16 protein-coding genes are annotated in these 18,050 nt (G+C 31.7%); 5 read left to right on the top strand and 11 right to left on the bottom strand.

Translation table 11 applies throughout. The features are described 5' to 3' along the window. The first annotated feature begins 742 nt into the window (after nt 1-742). Together AEA09_RS16205 and AEA09_RS16210 are read left to right on the top strand one after the other, a co-directional pair. Complete coding sequence (locus tag AEA09_RS16205; protein ID WP_053585006.1) at nt 743-2,296, top strand: primase C-terminal domain-containing protein; 1,554 nt, start codon at nt 743-745, stop codon at nt 2,294-2,296. 342 nt (nt 2,297-2,638) lie between these two features. Further along, nucleotides 2,639-3,949 (top strand): S-layer homology domain-containing protein, encoded by a 1,311-nt coding sequence (locus tag AEA09_RS16210; protein ID WP_053585007.1) that lies wholly within the window; start codon nt 2,639-2,641, stop codon nt 3,947-3,949. Between the two features lie 1,128 nt (nt 3,950-5,077). On the opposite strand, the gene AEA09_RS16215 is transcribed toward AEA09_RS16210, so the two are convergent. From AEA09_RS16215 to AEA09_RS16245, 9 genes are all read right to left on the bottom strand, one after another. Beyond that, entirely contained in the window at nt 5,078-5,776 is a 699-nt protein-coding gene (locus AEA09_RS16215) for a hypothetical protein (protein ID WP_053585008.1), read from the bottom strand. 13 nt (nt 5,777-5,789) lie between these two features. After that, nucleotides 5,790-7,055, bottom strand: coding sequence for a M16 family metallopeptidase (locus tag AEA09_RS16220; RefSeq protein WP_053585009.1), 1,266 nt, complete (start codon nt 7,053-7,055; stop codon nt 5,790-5,792). Further along, nucleotides 7,042-8,259, bottom strand: a complete 1,218-nt coding sequence (locus AEA09_RS16225; RefSeq protein ID WP_053585010.1) for an insulinase family protein — start codon at nt 8,257-8,259, stop codon at nt 7,042-7,044. Before AEA09_RS16225 ends, AEA09_RS16220 begins: the two co-directional genes overlap by 14 nt. Then, nucleotides 8,234-9,538, bottom strand: a complete 1,305-nt coding sequence (locus AEA09_RS16230; RefSeq protein WP_053585011.1) for a hypothetical protein — start codon at nt 9,536-9,538, stop codon at nt 8,234-8,236. The genes AEA09_RS16225 and AEA09_RS16230 overlap by 26 nt, the downstream gene beginning before the upstream one ends. Continuing rightward, on the bottom strand, nt 9,531-9,989 hold the full coding sequence (locus tag AEA09_RS20365; RefSeq protein ID WP_245622892.1) for an ATP-binding cassette domain-containing protein: 459 nt from the start codon (nt 9,987-9,989) through the stop codon (nt 9,531-9,533). The genes AEA09_RS16230 and AEA09_RS20365 overlap by 8 nt, the downstream gene beginning before the upstream one ends. A 2-nt stretch (nt 9,990-9,991) precedes the next feature. Next, the gene (locus tag AEA09_RS20370) at nt 9,992-10,249 is read right to left on the bottom strand and encodes an ATP-binding cassette domain-containing protein (RefSeq protein ID WP_245622893.1); all 258 of its coding nucleotides are present in this window, start codon (nt 10,247-10,249) and stop codon (nt 9,992-9,994) included. Further along, the gene (locus tag AEA09_RS19985; RefSeq protein WP_156312219.1) at nt 10,246-10,416 is read right to left on the bottom strand and encodes a hypothetical protein; all 171 of its coding nucleotides are present in this window, start codon (nt 10,414-10,416) and stop codon (nt 10,246-10,248) included. Before AEA09_RS19985 ends, AEA09_RS20370 begins: the two co-directional genes overlap by 4 nt. 189 nt (nt 10,417-10,605) lie before the next feature. Further along, nucleotides 10,606-11,955 (bottom strand): radical SAM/SPASM domain-containing protein, encoded by a 1,350-nt coding sequence (locus AEA09_RS16240; protein WP_053585012.1) that lies wholly within the window; start codon nt 11,953-11,955, stop codon nt 10,606-10,608. 119 nt (nt 11,956-12,074) lie between these two features. Next, complete coding sequence (locus tag AEA09_RS16245; RefSeq protein ID WP_053585013.1) at nt 12,075-12,206, bottom strand: subtilosin A family bacteriocin; 132 nt, start codon at nt 12,204-12,206, stop codon at nt 12,075-12,077. Between the two features lie 515 nt (nt 12,207-12,721). Here AEA09_RS16245 and AEA09_RS16250 point away from each other — a divergent pair. Then, complete coding sequence (locus tag AEA09_RS16250) at nt 12,722-13,651, top strand: class 1 isoprenoid biosynthesis enzyme (RefSeq protein WP_053585014.1); 930 nt, start codon at nt 12,722-12,724, stop codon at nt 13,649-13,651. Here the strand turns inward: AEA09_RS16250 and AEA09_RS20070 are convergent. Further along, the gene (locus AEA09_RS20070; protein WP_162212727.1) at nt 13,648-13,812 is read right to left on the bottom strand and encodes a hypothetical protein; all 165 of its coding nucleotides are present in this window, start codon (nt 13,810-13,812) and stop codon (nt 13,648-13,650) included. The two genes, AEA09_RS16250 and AEA09_RS20070, sit on opposite strands and share 4 nt — an antisense overlap. Before the next feature lie 71 nt (nt 13,813-13,883). Here AEA09_RS20070 and AEA09_RS16255 point away from each other — a divergent pair, with 71 nt between their 5' ends. Continuing rightward, nucleotides 13,884-16,166: an ATP-binding protein gene (locus tag AEA09_RS16255; RefSeq protein WP_053585015.1), complete on the top strand. Its 2,283-nt coding sequence runs from the start codon at nt 13,884-13,886 to the stop codon at nt 16,164-16,166. Nucleotides 16,167-16,196: 30 nt separating this feature from the next. Beyond that, on the top strand, nt 16,197-16,844 hold the full coding sequence (locus AEA09_RS16260) for a response regulator (protein ID WP_053585016.1): 648 nt from the start codon (nt 16,197-16,199) through the stop codon (nt 16,842-16,844). A gap of 762 nt (nt 16,845-17,606) precedes the next feature. Here the strand turns inward: AEA09_RS16260 and AEA09_RS16265 are convergent. Further along, nucleotides 17,607-17,969 carry a GntR family transcriptional regulator gene (locus AEA09_RS16265; protein ID WP_053585017.1) on the bottom strand — a complete coding sequence of 121 codons (363 nt, stop codon included), beginning with the start codon at nt 17,967-17,969 and terminating at the stop codon, nt 17,607-17,609. Between the last annotated feature and the right edge of the window lie 81 nt (nt 17,970-18,050).

Here is an 18,050-nt window from a genome sequence, read left to right on the forward strand (position 1 = left end):
CATATTTTGAACCACTAGTGGTTCAAAATATGATAAAAATCGGCATATTTCGGGAACTAAGTATGGTTAGGGGGCAAAAATGGTTCAAAAACAGGTAAAGTGGTTCATTTTTCGGAAACTACATGTACTAAACATGAACGATGAACCACGGTAAAATTATTTGGATAATTCAGTATTATTTCGATCAGCGCCAAAGTAGAGGGTGAGGCGATCCACGTACAGGATGATGACATGAAATGAACCAATTTTCGGGAACTAGGTGTAGTAAAGTGGTTCATTTTCAGTGGTTTTTCGGGAACTAGGTGTACTTAGCGTTTTTTCGGAAACTAGGTGTACTAAAAAATGCAGTCATACCAACAAAGTGATTCAGAAGTGGTTCATTTTTAGAGCATTTTCGGGAACTAGGTGTACTAAAAAATGAACCAGGGGGCTTTTTTTTCGGGAACTAGGTGTACTTAGAGAAGATACTAAAAGTGATATAAATACCGTTATATCAAGGTTTATAGGGTGTGTTGGTTCATTTTAAATAGTGGTTCATATTCGAAAAAGTGGTTCATTTTTTCGGGAACTCGTCATAGAAACTTTTTTTTTCAAAATCGCGCAATCCCTTGTGGCTCTAAGAAAAAAAGTGTGTTGAAAAAGTGGTTCAAAAACGCTTAGAGAGGGCCATTTTGTCAATGGTTCATTTATTATACTTGTCTTTAATGAATTATAACGTTTAAAGGACAAGAGGTGAACCACAATGGCACAGGCAGCAGCTCAATATGAACCAGTACCCGTTAATCTCGGTCAGGTCTATGATGTGATCCTACATGAGGGGTTGACTACATATAAAACCAAATACTCAAATGCATCACTTCCGAAACGAGTAGAGGCAGCGAAAATCGATGCGCGCTCGAAGAAGGGGGCTATCTTTGTCGTGCGTTCAAAAGCAGACTTCCAATCTACTGGCGTAAAGGGCTACATTGTAACGTCAAAAGAAACTTTACTAGAAGATGCACCAGGTTTAACGCATTTCACACCCAATGTATACCGTCAGTATGGCTACGCGGATGAGGCAAGACGCATGGTGCGTGGCTTTGAAGAGCGCAACCTGCTGCAAATTAATACATTCGTGGTCGATATTGATACAAAAAAGCACACGGTTCAAGAGATTGTGCTTGCGTGTATGGACCACTCGATTGGTCTACCAACGTTAATCGTCGCGTCAGACCGTGGCTACCAGGTGTACTTTGCGTTACAGCAGCCACTCTTTATCTCAAGTAAAAATGATTTTCGTGGCTTAGCTGTGGCCAAGCGTATCTCTGATAATCTAAAAAGAAGTTTGAAAGACGTGGATGCAGATCTATTTTGTAATGATTTTGGCTTTTTCCGTTTGCCAAAAACCTCTAATATCGTGTTTGCCCAGTTAAATCATACATATAGCATGGCAGAATTCATCAATTGGTCCACTCGCTGCGATGACAGCATCGAGCGACCTTTATTTGTCGTACCTACAAAGCTATCAAAAACCTCTGTAATAGATTCAGAGTGGTTTCAAGCATTAACGCAGGCAGTTGATGTAAAGGGGCAAAAAGGGCAAATCGGGCGTAATAATACGATTTTTACGCTGGCACTTGTATGCTTTAGTGAAGGATGGGAAAAGTCTCGCACATTCGATTTTTTAGATGAGTACAATGCCCGTCTTCGCTACCCATTACAAGGAGCAGCCCTACAAAGCATTCTAAATTCGGCTTACTCTGGTAAATACAAAGGCGCCAGCAAAGAATATATCGAGGCTTTACTAGAAATACATGTACCGAATGGCCAGGCCATACGAGTAAATACAGGGAGACATGTCTGGTATAAATTTAAAAAGGACAGAGAGGATCGTACACGAAGTCATTACGACGAATGGGAAGAAGACATCATCACCTACATAACGGCAGAAAATAACCCTTCTGAGCCGTTTATTTGGCGTACGCAAAAAGAAATTTGTGAAGCAGTGGGTATTCCACAAAGTACATTGAACCAAGTACTTAAATCTTCTACGAAACTACTAAAAACGGTAACAGGGAAGGGACGTAACGCCAAAACAGGCTGGACAACGGTTCACCTGTTTATGCAACACGCCCTGCAGCAATTACAAACAACGAAAGCCAAATACCGTAAACAGCTAATCCAAATGCTCCATGAATGGACTGAAGAGCTTGAACAGCTAGGTGGCTACGAAAAATTAATGGCATCCTTAAATCAGCTAATCTTTCACTCAATTGACCGATTACGCATCGACAAATCCTTTGTAGAGTCAGGTTAATTAAATACCCCAGTCTGCCTTTACATATTTCTATTTACGTTTGGTTATGAGGGGATGTAACTTACTAGATTTGTAGTTTACGATATTATATATGGCATGTGCATCTATTCGTATTTGATAAGCATGATGTGACCTAATTGTCGATAAAACTACTCCATGAATAATTGGATTAGACGAAAACTTAGCCACTCTCTTTAAGTTGAGATCGCACAAATTGCGACTACTTAGGAAATTACTTTGACTATTCTTTTGCAGAGAGGGATTTATTTAAGCAACCATAAGGTGAAAATTTAATACAAAATTATCCTTTTATAGGATATTATTTGTTTTAGGGGTGATAGAATGAATAAATTATATTTAAGTACAATAGCCTTATCAATTAGTGTTGCAGGCTTTGTACAACCAGTAGAAACAGAAGCAGCGCAAATATTTAAAGATGTAAACTCGTCTCACTATGCCTATGATGCTATAAATTGGGCAAATAATGAAGGGATTATTAGTGGGTATGCAGATGGAACATTCAAACCGAACAACTTGGTTACAGAAGCACAATTTGCAAAAATGCTGGCTAACTACTTTAATCTAGGCACAGCAAAGGGATCTATATCTAAAAAAGATGATACCGCACATTGGTCGGATGAATATTACAATCAATTAGCAAGCTACAGTGTTCCGCTAAATGGTTACCTTTCGAATGCGCTACGTAATGAAAATATTAAACGTGGGGTTGTAGCAGAGGCTATTGCTTATCTTGCTGAGGATGATATGACTTTAGAAAAGAGTATTCAATATTTATACGATAAACAAATTTCAACAGGACAAAATCCAAAAGAGACATTAATAGAACGCCATTTTGGCGCTAATAAATATCTGAACCGTGCACAGGCTGTTGCTTTCATACATAGATTACATCTTGCTGGAATCGATTCTCTACAAGGTAAACAAGCCTTAATACGGAACGGCTCAAATGAAGACATTACTAGTTTAGGTGAATTGGGAACAGGCTATTTATCATTTTTATTTGCAAAGGGCGATGCATCTTGGGATGCGGATGATTATCAAGCATTTCAACGTGAACGAGACGATTATTATAAGAGATTAAAGGATTCACTCGATACGGCTCCATTTATAATAGCTGATAGTCTTAAAACGAATGATCGTAATTTGAAAAATTTTGATATTGAGGCATTAGATATATTAAAGGATTTATTAAAGCCAGAAACCATCAACTATCTCAATGAGCACTTCTCTGTCAGTCTTGCAGATACGAATAGTTATTACTTTACCGTTCTGTTTGTTGGTGAAAATAATAGAGGTCTTTACATATCCTATTCACCGAATGATTATGTCCCAGATTTGTTTGGGAAACGTTATTATAGTACTGTGGCGGGAGGGGATACAGTAGAAATCAATACTGCAATGGCCATGGCCATGAGTGATATCTCTGGCACAACACGTACAGTTGCTGAAATTAAGTCATATGAAAGTTGGGTAGCACAGGGAAAAAATGTAACAAATGAACCTGGTCATCCTTGGGGGCGCACAGTTCGGTTTGGAATTAAAACATATTTATTACCAACATATATGAATTCAGATGGCTATATGCTTTGGTACTACCCGGATAAGACAAAAAACGCTGATATAAAAGACTAGAAAAACTTAAAGAATGCTTTAATTCATCATTTAGGGGCATTTCTAAAATAACATTTATACAACATCTGCGACATACTGCTTCTTTTCGATTTCCACTAGCGAAGAACAGAAAAGTTTTCCGAAGAGTCGCCATCTTTTTTCAGTATGTAATAGTTAAAAAGTAGAATGACATCAGTGAGTGTCAGTTTGCCTCTTAATAAAGTGAGAAAAGGAAATAGCAAACGGCGGAAAAACACCGCCCTTTGCTATTTTTATTTAAAAAGACCTGAATCCACCGCTATTAAAGTAATCACGTAAAGCACAGTACGCAAGCCGCAACGAGTAGCCTGCTAACTATTATTCAAAGTGTCTAAAAGCATTGTAATCCTACTCGCAAAGAAGCTCGCCATCATGTATTTTTTTTCTTCATGTCGGGAAAAAACGTCCCGACAGCAAGAAAAAATCGCGACATGCCGAAGAAAAACGTTTCGGCTTCTCGCTATTTCATCATGGCGAGCTTTCCTATCTCTCAAAGTAATCCTACTAATAGGGGCGCGGCATCACGTGATTGCCGGCAGATTGTCGACAAAACCACTCGACGAACAGCCAGCACCGTAACTCACCGGAGAAAAGTGTTCCGTCGAATTACTATCACGTCATGCCGCGCCAAAACCACTACCGCAAAGCGAACCTACTCTCTACGCAATTTGACAAAAAACATCAGGCATGTGTTAAAACCACCACGGAATCGAGGTAAACCTCGATTCCGCTCGCGTTTTTAACATGCCTGTGCAGGTCTAAGCTTGCGGTGCGGCGGAAACCTGCGCCGCAAGCTTAGACCTGAATTTTTGTCAAATCGCTCTAGTACTACATGCGTTTGTAAAGGTATATTTCAACACTTAGTCAAACTCCAAACTCCTTAGTATAAAAGTATGTGTTCAATTGAATATTTAACATCCTGAATATAACCCCATCTGTTATGTACAGAAGAAAATGACATAAAGCATACATAAAAGCCCACCTAAAGAATAGGTAGGCGTAATTAGTATATCTTTTTAAAAAAGATAAGAAATTTAAAATCTTTTCTTAGGCAATGGTGTAAAGTGTATTTATAAAAAAATATTACAAATTGTGATATAAAGTATTCAATTATTCAACAAGTATCTTTGTGAATTTATTAAAAATGGATTGGAAAATAATAAATAGAATTAGAAATAATATCTCATCAAAAGTAAAATTAAATAGCCAATATAATCCTACTAATCCTAGCAATAAAAAGATATTTTTTTTTATTATAGGTAAACTTTTAAATGTTTTGAATTGATTTTTTAATTGAGATATTATTGCAAGTATTAGTGAAAATAATAAAAACCAATGTATATAAACAAGCAACGAAACATTTTGAGTCATATTTTCCTGAATACTATTGCTTAGGATAGCAAAGAAAAATCCGAAAATTCCCACCTGGTAAAGAAGTGCAAATATAACTATTCTTTGATCTGTAAATTTATATTTACTTCGTAAATTTTGTAAATCAATATAATATTTTTCGCAGCAGGATTGTTCAGCTATCTTACAGCAATCTTGATGCTCTTGTTGAATTATTTGAAAAGAAGATGTCATATCATGTATAGATTTTTGTACCTTCAGAAAAATAAAATATGTAGGAACACTTGTTAAAGCCGTACTAAATGCTATGGTCAAAATTAATAAATAATAATTATCTATTAATTGGAAGTATTCGCTCGTTTTTGTTATTATACTTTGTACTAACCCTACGTAATTTGCTAAACTATAGCTTAATATCAATAATACTATAAGAATAATAGTACTCTTTTTAATCTTCATAATGCTTCTCCTTTTAAGTGTATAGAATATGCACTTTTTTTGTATTTATGAAGGAATTAAGTAGTTTATCAAAATTTGAAATGTTAATATTTTTTGATATTTCATTCACCTTAGATAAAGAACAATGGTAGTCACTGAAAGTTGAAATCCAATCGAATAATTTTCGAATATAGTCGCTCTCAAATATTATATTGTTTCTAAAAGAATCTTTACCAAACCTAAGCCAATTATCGATATTCTCGCTTTGGTTAATAATATACGACTGCCAGCTATCGAAAAATTCCTGTGGACTATCTCCTTGTATTGTAAGTATTAAGAAGCTTATATCCTCAGTAAAATGTCCATATACAGATAGGTTTCTAATAAATATATTACTTGTTTTCTGTAGTTCTTGTATAAATGGACTTTCCATATCAAATAATGCTTTGGTGAATATTTCCCAGTAGATTTTTTGTTTTACAAGTTCTTCTCCGTCTAATCGAGGTAAATTAACCCCAATAACATACTCTGTGATACCGGTTGAATTATCTATTTTTTCATAAATATCTTCAGTAATGGTATTTTTATGAAAATTTAAATGCTTGATATAAGTTGTGTCTTCTGGGATTTTGAAACGTCCTAACTCATCCAAAAGAGACTCATCAATATCTTCTTTCCCACCCAATATAAAAATCCGCATATTATCGGGTCTATAAAAAGTTTTATATGCGATTTTTATATCATTAGAAGATAACGATTCAATATCTATTTGACTCCCAGTAGGATATATACTTACCGGAGATCCATTACATAACAATTTTAGCATCTCATATTGTTTTTTTATGGAATAATCCATATTTGCAGTTTCGATTTCACTTTTTATGATCTGCTTTTCCTTAATAATATTTACCTCGTTTACTTGGTGCTGAGTTAAAATTGTAAATAAAAATTTAATGTTTTCGAATACGTTATCTTGTAAGGTAGTAAACATGAAATTTGTATTTAAATGGGAAGTGAAGGCGTTTATGAAAGCATTTTTAGTGAAAAAATCTTCATAAATGTTTTGATTGTCTTTCCAAAACATAAGATGTTCAAGAAAGTGTGCAGTTCCTGCAGGTAACGATTTGATACTTCCATCTGGAGAACGAAGTTTAATATCTCGGCTTCCGAAATCAATTTGGATATTAACTAGTCTCATTGAAGTATTTGGATGTTTTATTCTAAAAATTTGAAGTCCATTGCTTAACGTATATGACTCAGATGAAGAATCCAGCAATTCTAAAAAGTCAGTCTTTTTCATATGCACTCCCCCTTAATATATGCATACCTATATATTCCATTCTGTTAGAAACAAAATCTGAAAAATTTTCGTAAGTAATTTGAGACATGTTATGTTGTATATCATTTAAAGAGATGGAAAATCTATTTAAAATATTAAAATATGACATAGTTCCTTCGGGAGTATCTAAAAGATAATATATTTCATTCATGAAAAATTGCTTAGCCATTTCTAAATCAACAGGGTGCGATTCAAACTCTAATATACTTTTAATTATTTTGTCTTTTACTTTATCTTCATAGTCATAGGGCACACAAATTGACACCAGCAAAATGTTGTTCATAGAATCATAGCGGGTTATTATGTGGTATATTGAAACATCTTTATTTCTTAATTGATCGAATAATTTAGAATGACCGTATTTACCGAGTGTTGAATCAATCAATTGTATGGTTAAGTATTCTTTATAAGACTGAATAGGGCCGAAATAAAATCCTAATGTAATAATGGTTTGATTTACATTGTCTATTCTCCTATCGATAGATTCAAAGTTACGATTAACTATTAATGGTTGAGAGTGAACTATGGGATTATAAGTATCAAGTGGCAATAAATCCTCACTAATATCTCCTAAAATAAAAATCTGTTTATTTTGGTTATTGAAATAATTTAAGTAGGTTTCTATACATTTTTTATCAGGGAATGAAAGCGCTTTATATATTTCTAGGTTTCCTAAAATTTCAGTCCCATATCTTTTATTATCGAAAATGTTTTCTAATAATCGCGCAGCTGAATAGGAAAATGGGTTAGAACGTTGCTGTTGGATGCGAAGAATCATATCTTGTTTTGCTTTATTAAAATGTAGTTCGGATAAGGAATCTTTTAAATTAGAGAAATCAACCAAATTATAAATTATGTCTTCTAAATAGTCGATTCCATTTGATGTGAATTTTGGATGAATAATTCTTGTTCCATAAGTTCTAAACTGGTTATTAAAATACATATTTGTTGAACTAATAAAATATCTTGCAGTATCGAAGTCAAATTTTGTTTTTAACTGCTCCTTTCTTAGATTCCCCAATGCATTAAAAATTATGTTTTTTTCTTCGAATTTAACGGAATCTTTTAATTCCTCAAACGAGTTGATTGCTAAAGAAATGGTAGAAAATTTATCTGTTTTAAAGTAAAGTGCTTTACAATTATTTATTAAAGGAGTATTGATCAAAGAAATCGCCCCTTGCTCTCTTTAGTATAAGTATACTTATAGGGAATATAAGTAAAATAAGTATGATGGATGTCAGTGTATTTAAAAATAGCGTTAAAAATAAAGGGATACAGTAAAAATATGATTTATACTTGTAATAATTACTCCATAGTTTTTGTTCATTTTCCCAATTTAAAAGTGGCTTTTTAAAATCTGATATCAATCGAATAGCTGCTCCTGATAAAAGTAAAATTATACATTGTACAATGTTAAGTATTTCTAATGATTCGTTAAATAATAGAGATAAAAATAGGGAAATCAGAATAAAACCAAACAGTAGTAAAGTAACATAAAACTTATACTTTTCAAAAATCAAATGATTCAATTTGATTGGCATTGTTAATAATAATGTTCTATGACTTTTCTCTATTGAAAATAGTAAAGCTAGTGGCGAGCTTGAAAGTAATAATATTGTACTTATATTGATAATACTAGAAAATCCAATAACATCTGTTTTATATAAATTGTGGCTAAAAAATATAATGAAAATGATTAAAATAATATAATTTAAACACATTGCTTTTAAAGAAAAGAATCTATACCATTCGCGCTTATATAATGAATAGATCCCTAGTTTTATACTTTGTGTATTTTTTTTATTTGATATGGTAATATTCAAAAAATTAGGGAATTCAAAAGTTATAACCCAGCTAACATGTATAAATGTTATTAACAATACACCAACCAGTAGTTGTGAGAATAATAAATACAAAGTGAGAATAAGAATTGAAGAATGAATGAATAATCGGATGTGTTCTTTTTTTATAAAAAGATTACCTAATGTAATAGCAATTAAAATAGCATAAATTGAGTAAATTACTAAATTAAATATCCAGTAAAACAATTGAGTGTGTGGTATGGCATGATTGAAAAATAAAATTAAAGGAAGTATAAAAAAGAAACAAGTTCTTCTTAAACATACCTCTAAAAATAAAAATATCATTTGAGCTAACCAAAATTTGCGAGCCTTAATGGGTAACATACAAACATGCTGCATATAAGGTTCTCTCCACTGAGTATTTACAAACAAAAAACCTAAATAAACATTTGTAATTAATAAAACGGCTGATATATTTCCAATAGAAATATATGTTTCTTCAAAATTAATTTGGCTTATTATTTGGATTTCACAAACTATTAGTATACTTATTCCAATTATTATTTTTATAAAATCACTTTTTTTATAACTGCCATAATAGCGTTTAATTAATAGGTTAAACACTGAATAAAAATTACTCATTAGCAATTACCTCGAAAAACTTTTTGTGAATATCAAAATTCTCATCAATTTTCACCTTAGAGTGAATAGTTTTATTGTGTAATATTAGAGCATAATGGCAAAATTTTTTTACTATATCTAACAGGTGCGAAGAGAAGACAACAGTACCACCTTTTCTGCAATACTCTTCAATTTTCATTTGAAATACCTCAACAGACTCCACATCTAATCCAACAAGTGGTTCATCTAATACAAATAACGGTAGATTTAATAGTAAACCAGTAATAATCACCACTTTTTGCCTGTTACCTAAAGATAATGAAGATATTTTATATTCGGTATACTTATAAAAGTTGAATTCCTCAGATATCTTTATGTATTCCGATTGTTGGAAATTAACCTCGTATAGCTTGTGGATGAATTCTACATATTGTATTGCTGTGATTTCTGAGAACAGTAATGGATAGTCCAAAGCTATATATCTTTTTTTTTACATTTATACCATTGATCGTTGTTTGAATTTGGAGTTATTTTAATATCTTCAATCTTTAAAGAACCAGTGAAAGATCTGTTCGATCCGGTTAAAGTATTTAAAAGAGTTGTCTTTCCAGCTCCATTTATACCTAATAATCCGTATATATATCCTGGTTCTAACGAAATGTAAATATTCTCTAAAATTAAATTATTTTTATTGTACCATGTAGAAAAATTCTCAAATTCTAGAACTGTCATTTCTTAACCCCCGTCATGGCGTTGAATCCAAAAATTATTCCTATAGCTAAATTTAAAAATCCTAATAAAGGATCTCCTTGTATAAAATATATAACTGATCCAGTTAAAAAAATAATAGCAATAACGATTCGGAATATACTCTTATTATTAACTTTTTCTTTGTTCATATTTCTCCCTCCGATTAAAAAGATATAATTTTAAAAATATTAATAAGCAACTTAGAATATGTAAGTTTGACTAAAACTATTACATTATACCTTTACATTAAATACTTAAAGTAAGAGCTTTAGTCAAAGCTTTCATCTATTTGTTATTTATAATTTTAAACAATTTATCATAATATAACCATATTAATACTAGAGAACAGATACAATATTTTCTAATTTTTCATTTTTGGTCCAGGAGCATAGCTCGGAACGATGATTTTTATTTGCATTTAAACCCTTTAAATAACATCCGCCACAGTATTGATTAAACGGACAACCGTCTTGGCAATTCTTACTAACTCTAGGTGCTTGAAGTCTCCAAAGTTGAGTAACCATTTCCGATGAAAAGACATCTTCATAAGAGCTATTTATTACATTACCTAATGAAAACGTCTTAGGGAATAATGCACAAGGTCTAACGTTACCAAATGGATCAATTACAATTGATCGCCAACCTGCACCACAATTGTCAGCATTCTTTTTTGAATATGGAATTATTGGTATAATATCTTTGTATTCTTTTAATAAATTATCTTCATATTCTAAATACTTGATTAAAACTTCTTTATTATTTGTAGGGTGTTCCATACTTTTTCCACGACCAAAATCATCCACCCAATTATAAGTAAACATTTTTGCTCCTAGGTCCTTCACCAAGCTAGCCATCTCATGAATTTCCCACATATTTTCTTCGAAAACTGACATAGCTACTCGAACAACAAAGCCTAATTCACTTAACAGTTTGATATTTTTACAAGTTTGTTCAAATGCTCCTTGTTTTCCACGAAACTCATCATGAACTTTTGGATGTATACTATCAAGTGAAATTCCAATAATTATTTTATCTTTGAACGGAAGTAACAAATCTATACTTTTTTTTCTTATTAATGTACCGTTTGTTAAAAGTGCTATTTTTTTAAATTTATTTAGGGCATAGGATAGTATCTCATTAGCATTTGGATGAACAAATACCTCTCCACCTGTTATCTCACATGTAAGTACGCCATTGTCATATAATATATCTGCAAGCCTTTTAAAGTTTTCGAAGGAAATGCCCCCCTGAAGTTGTGGCGAGCTTTCTAAATAACAATGTGCGCATTTTAAATTACATTTATGAGTTAATTCAAAAGTGGCATGCAGAGGCATGGGGAATTTACTACTACCACTAGTTTGAATTGCTATCTTATTTGATGAATCGGAAAATTTGATAGCACTTTTCTGAACTAACATTTCTATTAGTTCATAATACCAATCTTCATGGTCAATAATTGATTCGTTATATTTTTGACACTGTGTAAATAAGATTTCATCAACACTCTTAGTACCATCCAGTTGCATACAAATTTCATATGCAGTCTGGTTTAAGTCTAAATATTCAAAGTCTGCTGCTGAAGTATATGGATTTTGATAGTCAATTTGAAGAATTCCCCCTGTTGGAAGTTGGTGTATTCTTACGTGATCGCCTATATAAGGATATTTGGATATTGTAGATGTAGACATTCGCATTCCCCCTCTAAAGTTAAGGATTTATTAAAACTATATATCTGGATGTGCCTATTTAAGCGAATATGTAATTTAAGGACATGGTAAAGTTATTACCATGTCCTTTTTTAATTTCATTATCCCCAAACAGAGAAAATTCCACTGATCGAAGCTACTTCAAAGTCCGGAACTGGACCAGTAATCAGGCAGATAGCTCCAATTGAACATGCAGAGCAACCTTTATTAGCTACTACTAAACCTTTTTCCATACGCTCACCTCCCTTTGCCTTATTATGTAGAACGATATAGCTTTGAGAGTAGCTAACTCTCTTAATAACTCGAGTTAACTTTAATATAGCAGAGGACTTTCCGAAATAGATACTACGACTTTCCGAAATAGATACTACGANTTTTTTCGAAGTAGGGTTTGAAGAATACCTGGAAAATGGCAGGACCAATTTTCTAGAAAATCCCTAAGTATTTTTAATCGTTTACTTTACTATGCATCTGTACTGTAGTGTTTCAAATGTCCGAATGGTAGGTTTCGTTTATGGATTGATACGAATATAGTCTTTTGTATGATCAAGCGAAGGACCGTTTTGCGAATTTGTTCGTACAAGAGAATGAAAGCACAGAGTTTCGCGAAATTTTATTAGAGTATCAATAATATTTGGTGTAAAATAATCCCGAAAGGCTTTTCTATTATTTGTTATATAAAGGTTCAATTAGTTATTTTGTTTATATTTAACAATTCTTTTATTTTGATATAAAGGAGATTTTAATAATGGAAATTACTTCGCAACAAAATATTATTAGTTGTGCCTCTAGGTGGATACAAGATTCGTTCTATAATGAACATTTACAACAACTAGCATTAGAATATATCGATTATAAATTTAAGCTACCTTTATCTTTATCGAATTTAACAGAAATCCACTACCAGATTTTCAGAACTGAATATACTAACTGTGAATTAGTTGATCTTCAAACAATCATTGAAATTATACTTTTAGCTTCAGATATTTTAGATGATATTCAAGATCAAGATTCTCCAACTAGCCCATGGAGTAATGAAAAGTTAAATCATAATTTAAATGTACTTATAGGTTTATTATTTATTTCTTTAAGCAAGATAAATACTTTACAATGTTCTAATCAAACGAAAATATATATTAATAACAATCTTTATCCTCTAATGTTGGATGCTCTAAATGGTCAACATGAAGACTTGGAAAATAAGTTAAGTAATGAAGTTGAGTATATTAAACTAGCAACGTTAAAATCAGGATCTTTAATATTTATGGCAAACTTATTGGGGGCAGGAGAAATAAGTACAGATAATTTAAATAAAGTGAAGGAATACTCTGGTTATTTAGGGGTGATTGCTCAAATCAGGAATGATGTGCATGATCTTGTAAACTTAGAAAATAAAAAGGATTTGAAAAAAAAGAAAAAAACTCTCCCTATTTTATATTATCTTCATAATCAAGATGAACGCTTTAAAGTCATTAAAGGTTACTATGAAGAAATTACTCAATTTGAAGAGTTAACAAAAAGGGAGAGAAATATCTTAAAGAATGCTATTACTAATGGTGGAGCACTTACATACTGTAAAATTGTCGAACAAATTTATCTAAGTAAATTTAAAGAATGTATAGATTCTATGGAACTTTCACAACATCATAAAAATTTATTAATTACTATAAATATTTAACTTGGATACCAGGTAGCCGATGTTGGTATGATAGAAGATCTGTCTGAATTTAAAACATCTGTTACTATTTTAAGTTCATTAGATGTCAGGCTTTTTAATAATTCTTCTTTCTCAAGTATGTCCATGTTTTGTGAAAGTAAAAAAACTAGATCCATTAACATATGTACGTCCCTCCTTTTGGGTAAATTTACTATATATTACATTTTATAATAAAAAGAGGTGGATTTATAGTATGTCTGAAAAAAAAATATTTCTTATTCTATTATTTTTTTTTATAGTATCACATTTTTATCTAGTTAAGGTGATGGTTAACCCATATATTGGTATTTCAGTTTCGGAAATTCAAGGTAATACTTATACCATTAGCCATATTGATAAAGTCGATGGATGGGCGCAATATGTGAATGTATCAGAAAACGATATCATTTTAGAAATTGATGGGGGCTTTCCTTCAACAGATGCTATTGCTCGAGGGCGTTCCTTGAAAATTATGCATAATAATACCGAACAAATAATTACAATTCCTAAAAATGAAATAAAAATAAGTAGTATTATTCAAGAGTTATTTATTCCTATTACCTTTTCAATTCTAGCATTATTATTATCTTTGCTCGTTATTAAGAATGGATTTTATGGAAGTTTACACTTCAGTATCTTGTTATTGACCACTTCTATAAGTTTATTTGCATCAACTGAGTCTGGTAGAGGTGATTTAATTGCAACTGCAATAATCAGTTTCTTTCTACCTTTAGGTTCATTATTTTTAATGTTGTTCATATATTCGCTCCTTTATGAAAGGAAAATTATTTTGCAACAAAAAACAATATGGACTCAGATAAATATTATTTTTTGTTGTATTATCACTTTACTTGGTTTATTCAATTTATTGTACACTACAAGTTTATCTAAATACGTAGGAAGTATTATTCTTGGTTATTTTTGTTTGAATATCTTTTATATAGTCTTTCTATTAGGATTCTTATATTTTCGTGAAAAATCGAGTCAAGGAAAATTATTTATACGGTGGCTCTTGTGGATTAACTTTTTTTCTTTTGTACCATTTGCTTTATTACATGCATTTCCTTACATACTAAGAATCACTTATATGAATGATGATTTTGTTACTTTATTTTTATTTATTATACCTATTGGTTATTTCTATTTGGCGGTATCTAAACAGCTTATTGATATTCATTTTATTTTACATCAAATACTTCATTACATTTTACTTTCACTTGTACCTGTGATTATCATTGTGACATTCACGTTGAGTAGTGTTATTCCGGGTGGAAATCATTTTATTTCCTATATAGTACTTATAACAGTAGTAATGAGTGTCTTTGTTGGAATGTTGTTTGTAAAGGAAATACTTGACTTTAAATTACGAAATTATCTAAAGCCGCGAAAAGATACATTAGCTTTCGAATTAGAGAGCTTCATAAAGAAGCTACCATCATGTATGAAACAAGACGATGTAGAAAATCTATTGATTGAACAACTTGAAAAAACATTAGTACCTTCTGTGATCAAAAAAGTATACTTCAATCACACAAACAATACCTTTGAAAAAGAATGCATTAAAGAAAATTCAGAAAGAGTACTGGAGTTGGAAATAACTGAGGAACTCATGAAAACTAATCGTAATGATAGTTTAATTGAATATAGAGAGTGGTTAGGGATAAAAGTTAATACTAAAGAACGAATAGATACTTTTATTTGGATTGGTTATAAAGAGAACGATACTGTATTCAATCTTCATGAAAAATTATGGTTCATTAATATGATGAAATACGTACGGATTGTTTATGAAAATTTACATACTGTGGAACATGTTATTCGCTCGATTGAAAATATGCAGCTAAAGCAAGAAAAAACCTCTACTACTTTATCGAGATTTCTATTCCAATTATCTGAAAGAGAACGACAACGTCTTGCATCAGATTTACATGACTCAGTTTTACAGGACCAAATCCTTTGGTACCGAAAGTTAGAACATTTACTTAATGAGGAAAATGGATTATCTGAATTGAATATGAAACATTTAACGCATATAAAAAATGGAATGCTGGAGGTTATTTATCAAACTCGCTCTACATGTAACGCACTACGACCCAATTTGATATCGGATCTTGGTTTAATACCGGCTTTAAATGAACTATGTTATCAAATGCAACAAAAGGTTGATTTCAAAGTAAATTATGAATTTTCATATATCCAAAATGATGAATTTAATTTGCAAATTTGCCTTTATCGTGTCGTTCAAGAGTTGTTAAATAATGCTCAAAAACATTCAAAAGCATCGAGCGTTTCAATTTATTTATGGGAAGACGCTAAAAATATTTATTTAGATTATGAAGATAACGGGAGAGGGCTTGATTTATCCTTTTCTCCATCTAAAACAATACATACTGGTTTGGCTGGTATCAAGGAACGTATCTATAGCTTAGATGGTGATATTGAGTTTATTCCTAAGGTAGGTATGGGTTTTGAAGTATGCATTACAATATCAAAATAGAAATTTAATCAGAAGAGGGTGTGGAGGCAAATGAATAAAATTTTAATTGTTGATGATCATCCAATATTATTAGACGGTACAAAAGCACTGTTGCAAACACTTTCATTTGTACAAATCGATACGGAAAGTTGTGCAGATGCTGCTTTGGAGAAAATAAGAAATGTTGAGTATGACTTATATATACTAGATATTAACATGGAACCGATAAATGGAATTCAGTTAGCTAGCCAAATCAAGCTAATTCAAAAAGGAGCGCGTGTGATCCTATATACAGGATTTGAATTAATTAATTATTATAGTCTAATTATAGAAAATAAAATTGATGGTCTATTATGTAAAACAGCTACTAAAGAACAAGTAATTCAAACTGTTCAAGCTTCATTACGTGGGGAAATACTTTTATCAGAAAATTTCATAAACTATTTACGGAATAATTACACGCTTTCTAAATCAGGAAAGGGTATATCTCCATCTGAAAGAGAAATTGAATTGTTAAACTATATCGCACAAGGATATACAAATAAAGTAATTGCTTGTAAGTTTGGAGTAACACAAAGAACAGTGGATAATTATTTAAGTAGACTTTTTTCTAAGCTTAAAGTCGATTCACGTGCAGCAGCAGTTTTAATTGCAAATGAGAATGGGTGGTTACAAGAGACAGACAGTGCATTAAGATAAGTAGAAATGTTTTTTATTTTACTGCACCCTGCTTTCACTATTTAATTTTGATTATTCAAATACGTGGGTTAACTCCACTATCTTTAGACGGTATCAGTTGCACTTATCGGTTCAAGAGGTGAAAGTATGCGCAGTTATAGAAAGAAATGTCATGCAGTATTATGATATAAAGCACCAAGCAAAATTTTACAATATCTAAAAGGAAGAACGACAATGCTATTGCAAAATGAATTTCCAAAGTTAAAAAGAAATATTGAGGTTAGCAATTGAAGGTAGAAGATACTTTTGTCGACAGGTTGAGCAGTTGCAGAGGAAATCCTATGAAAGTATAAAGCAATCAATTCAACGAAGAAAATAACTCATTCTTCAATTTTGAAGAATGAGTTTAGAAGTGGTCGTTTAAGTGTTTCTTATAGTTTTATTTAGCGGCCTAATTCTTGTTACGTTTAACGATGAGTTAACAAGCAACGTGAATCAAAGTTAAATACTATAGAAGAGCCGTCTCTTCCACAATAAATAGGGAGCAAGGTGCACATTAAAATTCCTGAAGTGATGCTCCTTCTTGTTATTGTAGCCATCCTATATTTCAACTAGCCTTCATATAGAAAAAAGTTTGTTGGGAGAACGTAAGGATGTAAATATTAAAAATCGTTCATACGCAATCCTATTACTAATTCCATTTGGACCGATGAGCCCTAGGGCACTGTTAAATAGTATATGTAGTCCCTAGAAGTAATTTAATCTCGAACAATGTACCCAGTCTTATACCACTTTATATATAGGTTTAATTATTTCTTGTAATTCTTCAAAGGTAAGACCGATTAGCTTTGCTAAAGTTACAGTTTCTGTGATTTTTTCTTCGATAACTTTTACTTTTGCTTCACGTGAAAATTCATAGTTTATTGATGCTACGTATGAACCATTACCACCTACAGTAATGATAAATCCTTCCGTTTCTAACACTTCATAAGCTCTTTTGATTGTTATTACACTAATTTCTAGTTCCTTAGCCAAACTTCTAATTGATGGGAGTAGATAGGGTTCTAATAGCTTTTCTTTAATTATTTGGTTTGCAATTTGTGAATACTTGGGTGTTTTTGATAAGTTATTTATTTCTAGATTCATAACTTTTCATCTCCTGAAAATTGTTATACATGTGTTTATATAAACAACGTAAATAAATGAAACATAAGTGTCAAAAAACAA

It is taken from the genome of Lysinibacillus contaminans (assembly GCF_001278945.1).
In the GTDB taxonomy this organism is placed as follows: domain Bacteria; phylum Bacillota; class Bacilli; order Bacillales_A; family Planococcaceae; genus Lysinibacillus; species Lysinibacillus contaminans.

Excerpts from the sequence above, each read along its gene's own strand:
- AEA09_RS16205 (WP_053585006.1), top strand. The coding sequence starts at position 743 with ATGGCACAGGCAGCAGCTCAATATGAACCAGTACCCGTTAATCTCGGT.
- AEA09_RS16210 (WP_053585007.1), top strand. The coding sequence starts at position 2,639 with ATGAATAAATTATATTTAAGTACAATAGCCTTATCAATTAGTGTTGCA.
- AEA09_RS16215 (WP_053585008.1), bottom strand. The coding sequence starts at position 5,776 with ATGAAGATTAAAAAGAGTACTATTATTCTTATAGTATTATTGATATTA.
- AEA09_RS16220 (WP_053585009.1), bottom strand. The coding sequence starts at position 7,055 with ATGAAAAAGACTGACTTTTTAGAATTGCTGGATTCTTCATCTGAGTCA.
- AEA09_RS16230 (WP_053585011.1), bottom strand. The coding sequence starts at position 9,538 with ATGAGTAATTTTTATTCAGTGTTTAACCTATTAATTAAACGCTATTAT.
- AEA09_RS20370 (WP_245622893.1), bottom strand. The coding sequence starts at position 10,249 with ATGACAGTTCTAGAATTTGAGAATTTTTCTACATGGTACAATAAAAAT.
- AEA09_RS19985 (WP_156312219.1), bottom strand. The coding sequence starts at position 10,416 with ATGAACAAAGAAAAAGTTAATAATAAGAGTATATTCCGAATCGTTATT.
- AEA09_RS16240 (WP_053585012.1), bottom strand. The coding sequence starts at position 11,955 with ATGTCTACATCTACAATATCCAAATATCCTTATATAGGCGATCACGTA.
- AEA09_RS16245 (WP_053585013.1), bottom strand. The coding sequence starts at position 12,206 with ATGGAAAAAGGTTTAGTAGTAGCTAATAAAGGTTGCTCTGCATGTTCA.
- AEA09_RS16250 (WP_053585014.1), top strand. The coding sequence starts at position 12,722 with ATGGAAATTACTTCGCAACAAAATATTATTAGTTGTGCCTCTAGGTGG.
- AEA09_RS20070 (WP_162212727.1), bottom strand. The coding sequence starts at position 13,812 with ATGTTAATGGATCTAGTTTTTTTACTTTCACAAAACATGGACATACTT.
- AEA09_RS16255 (WP_053585015.1), top strand. The coding sequence starts at position 13,884 with ATGTCTGAAAAAAAAATATTTCTTATTCTATTATTTTTTTTTATAGTA.
- AEA09_RS16260 (WP_053585016.1), top strand. The coding sequence starts at position 16,197 with ATGAATAAAATTTTAATTGTTGATGATCATCCAATATTATTAGACGGT.
- AEA09_RS16265 (WP_053585017.1), bottom strand. The coding sequence starts at position 17,969 with ATGAATCTAGAAATAAATAACTTATCAAAAACACCCAAGTATTCACAA.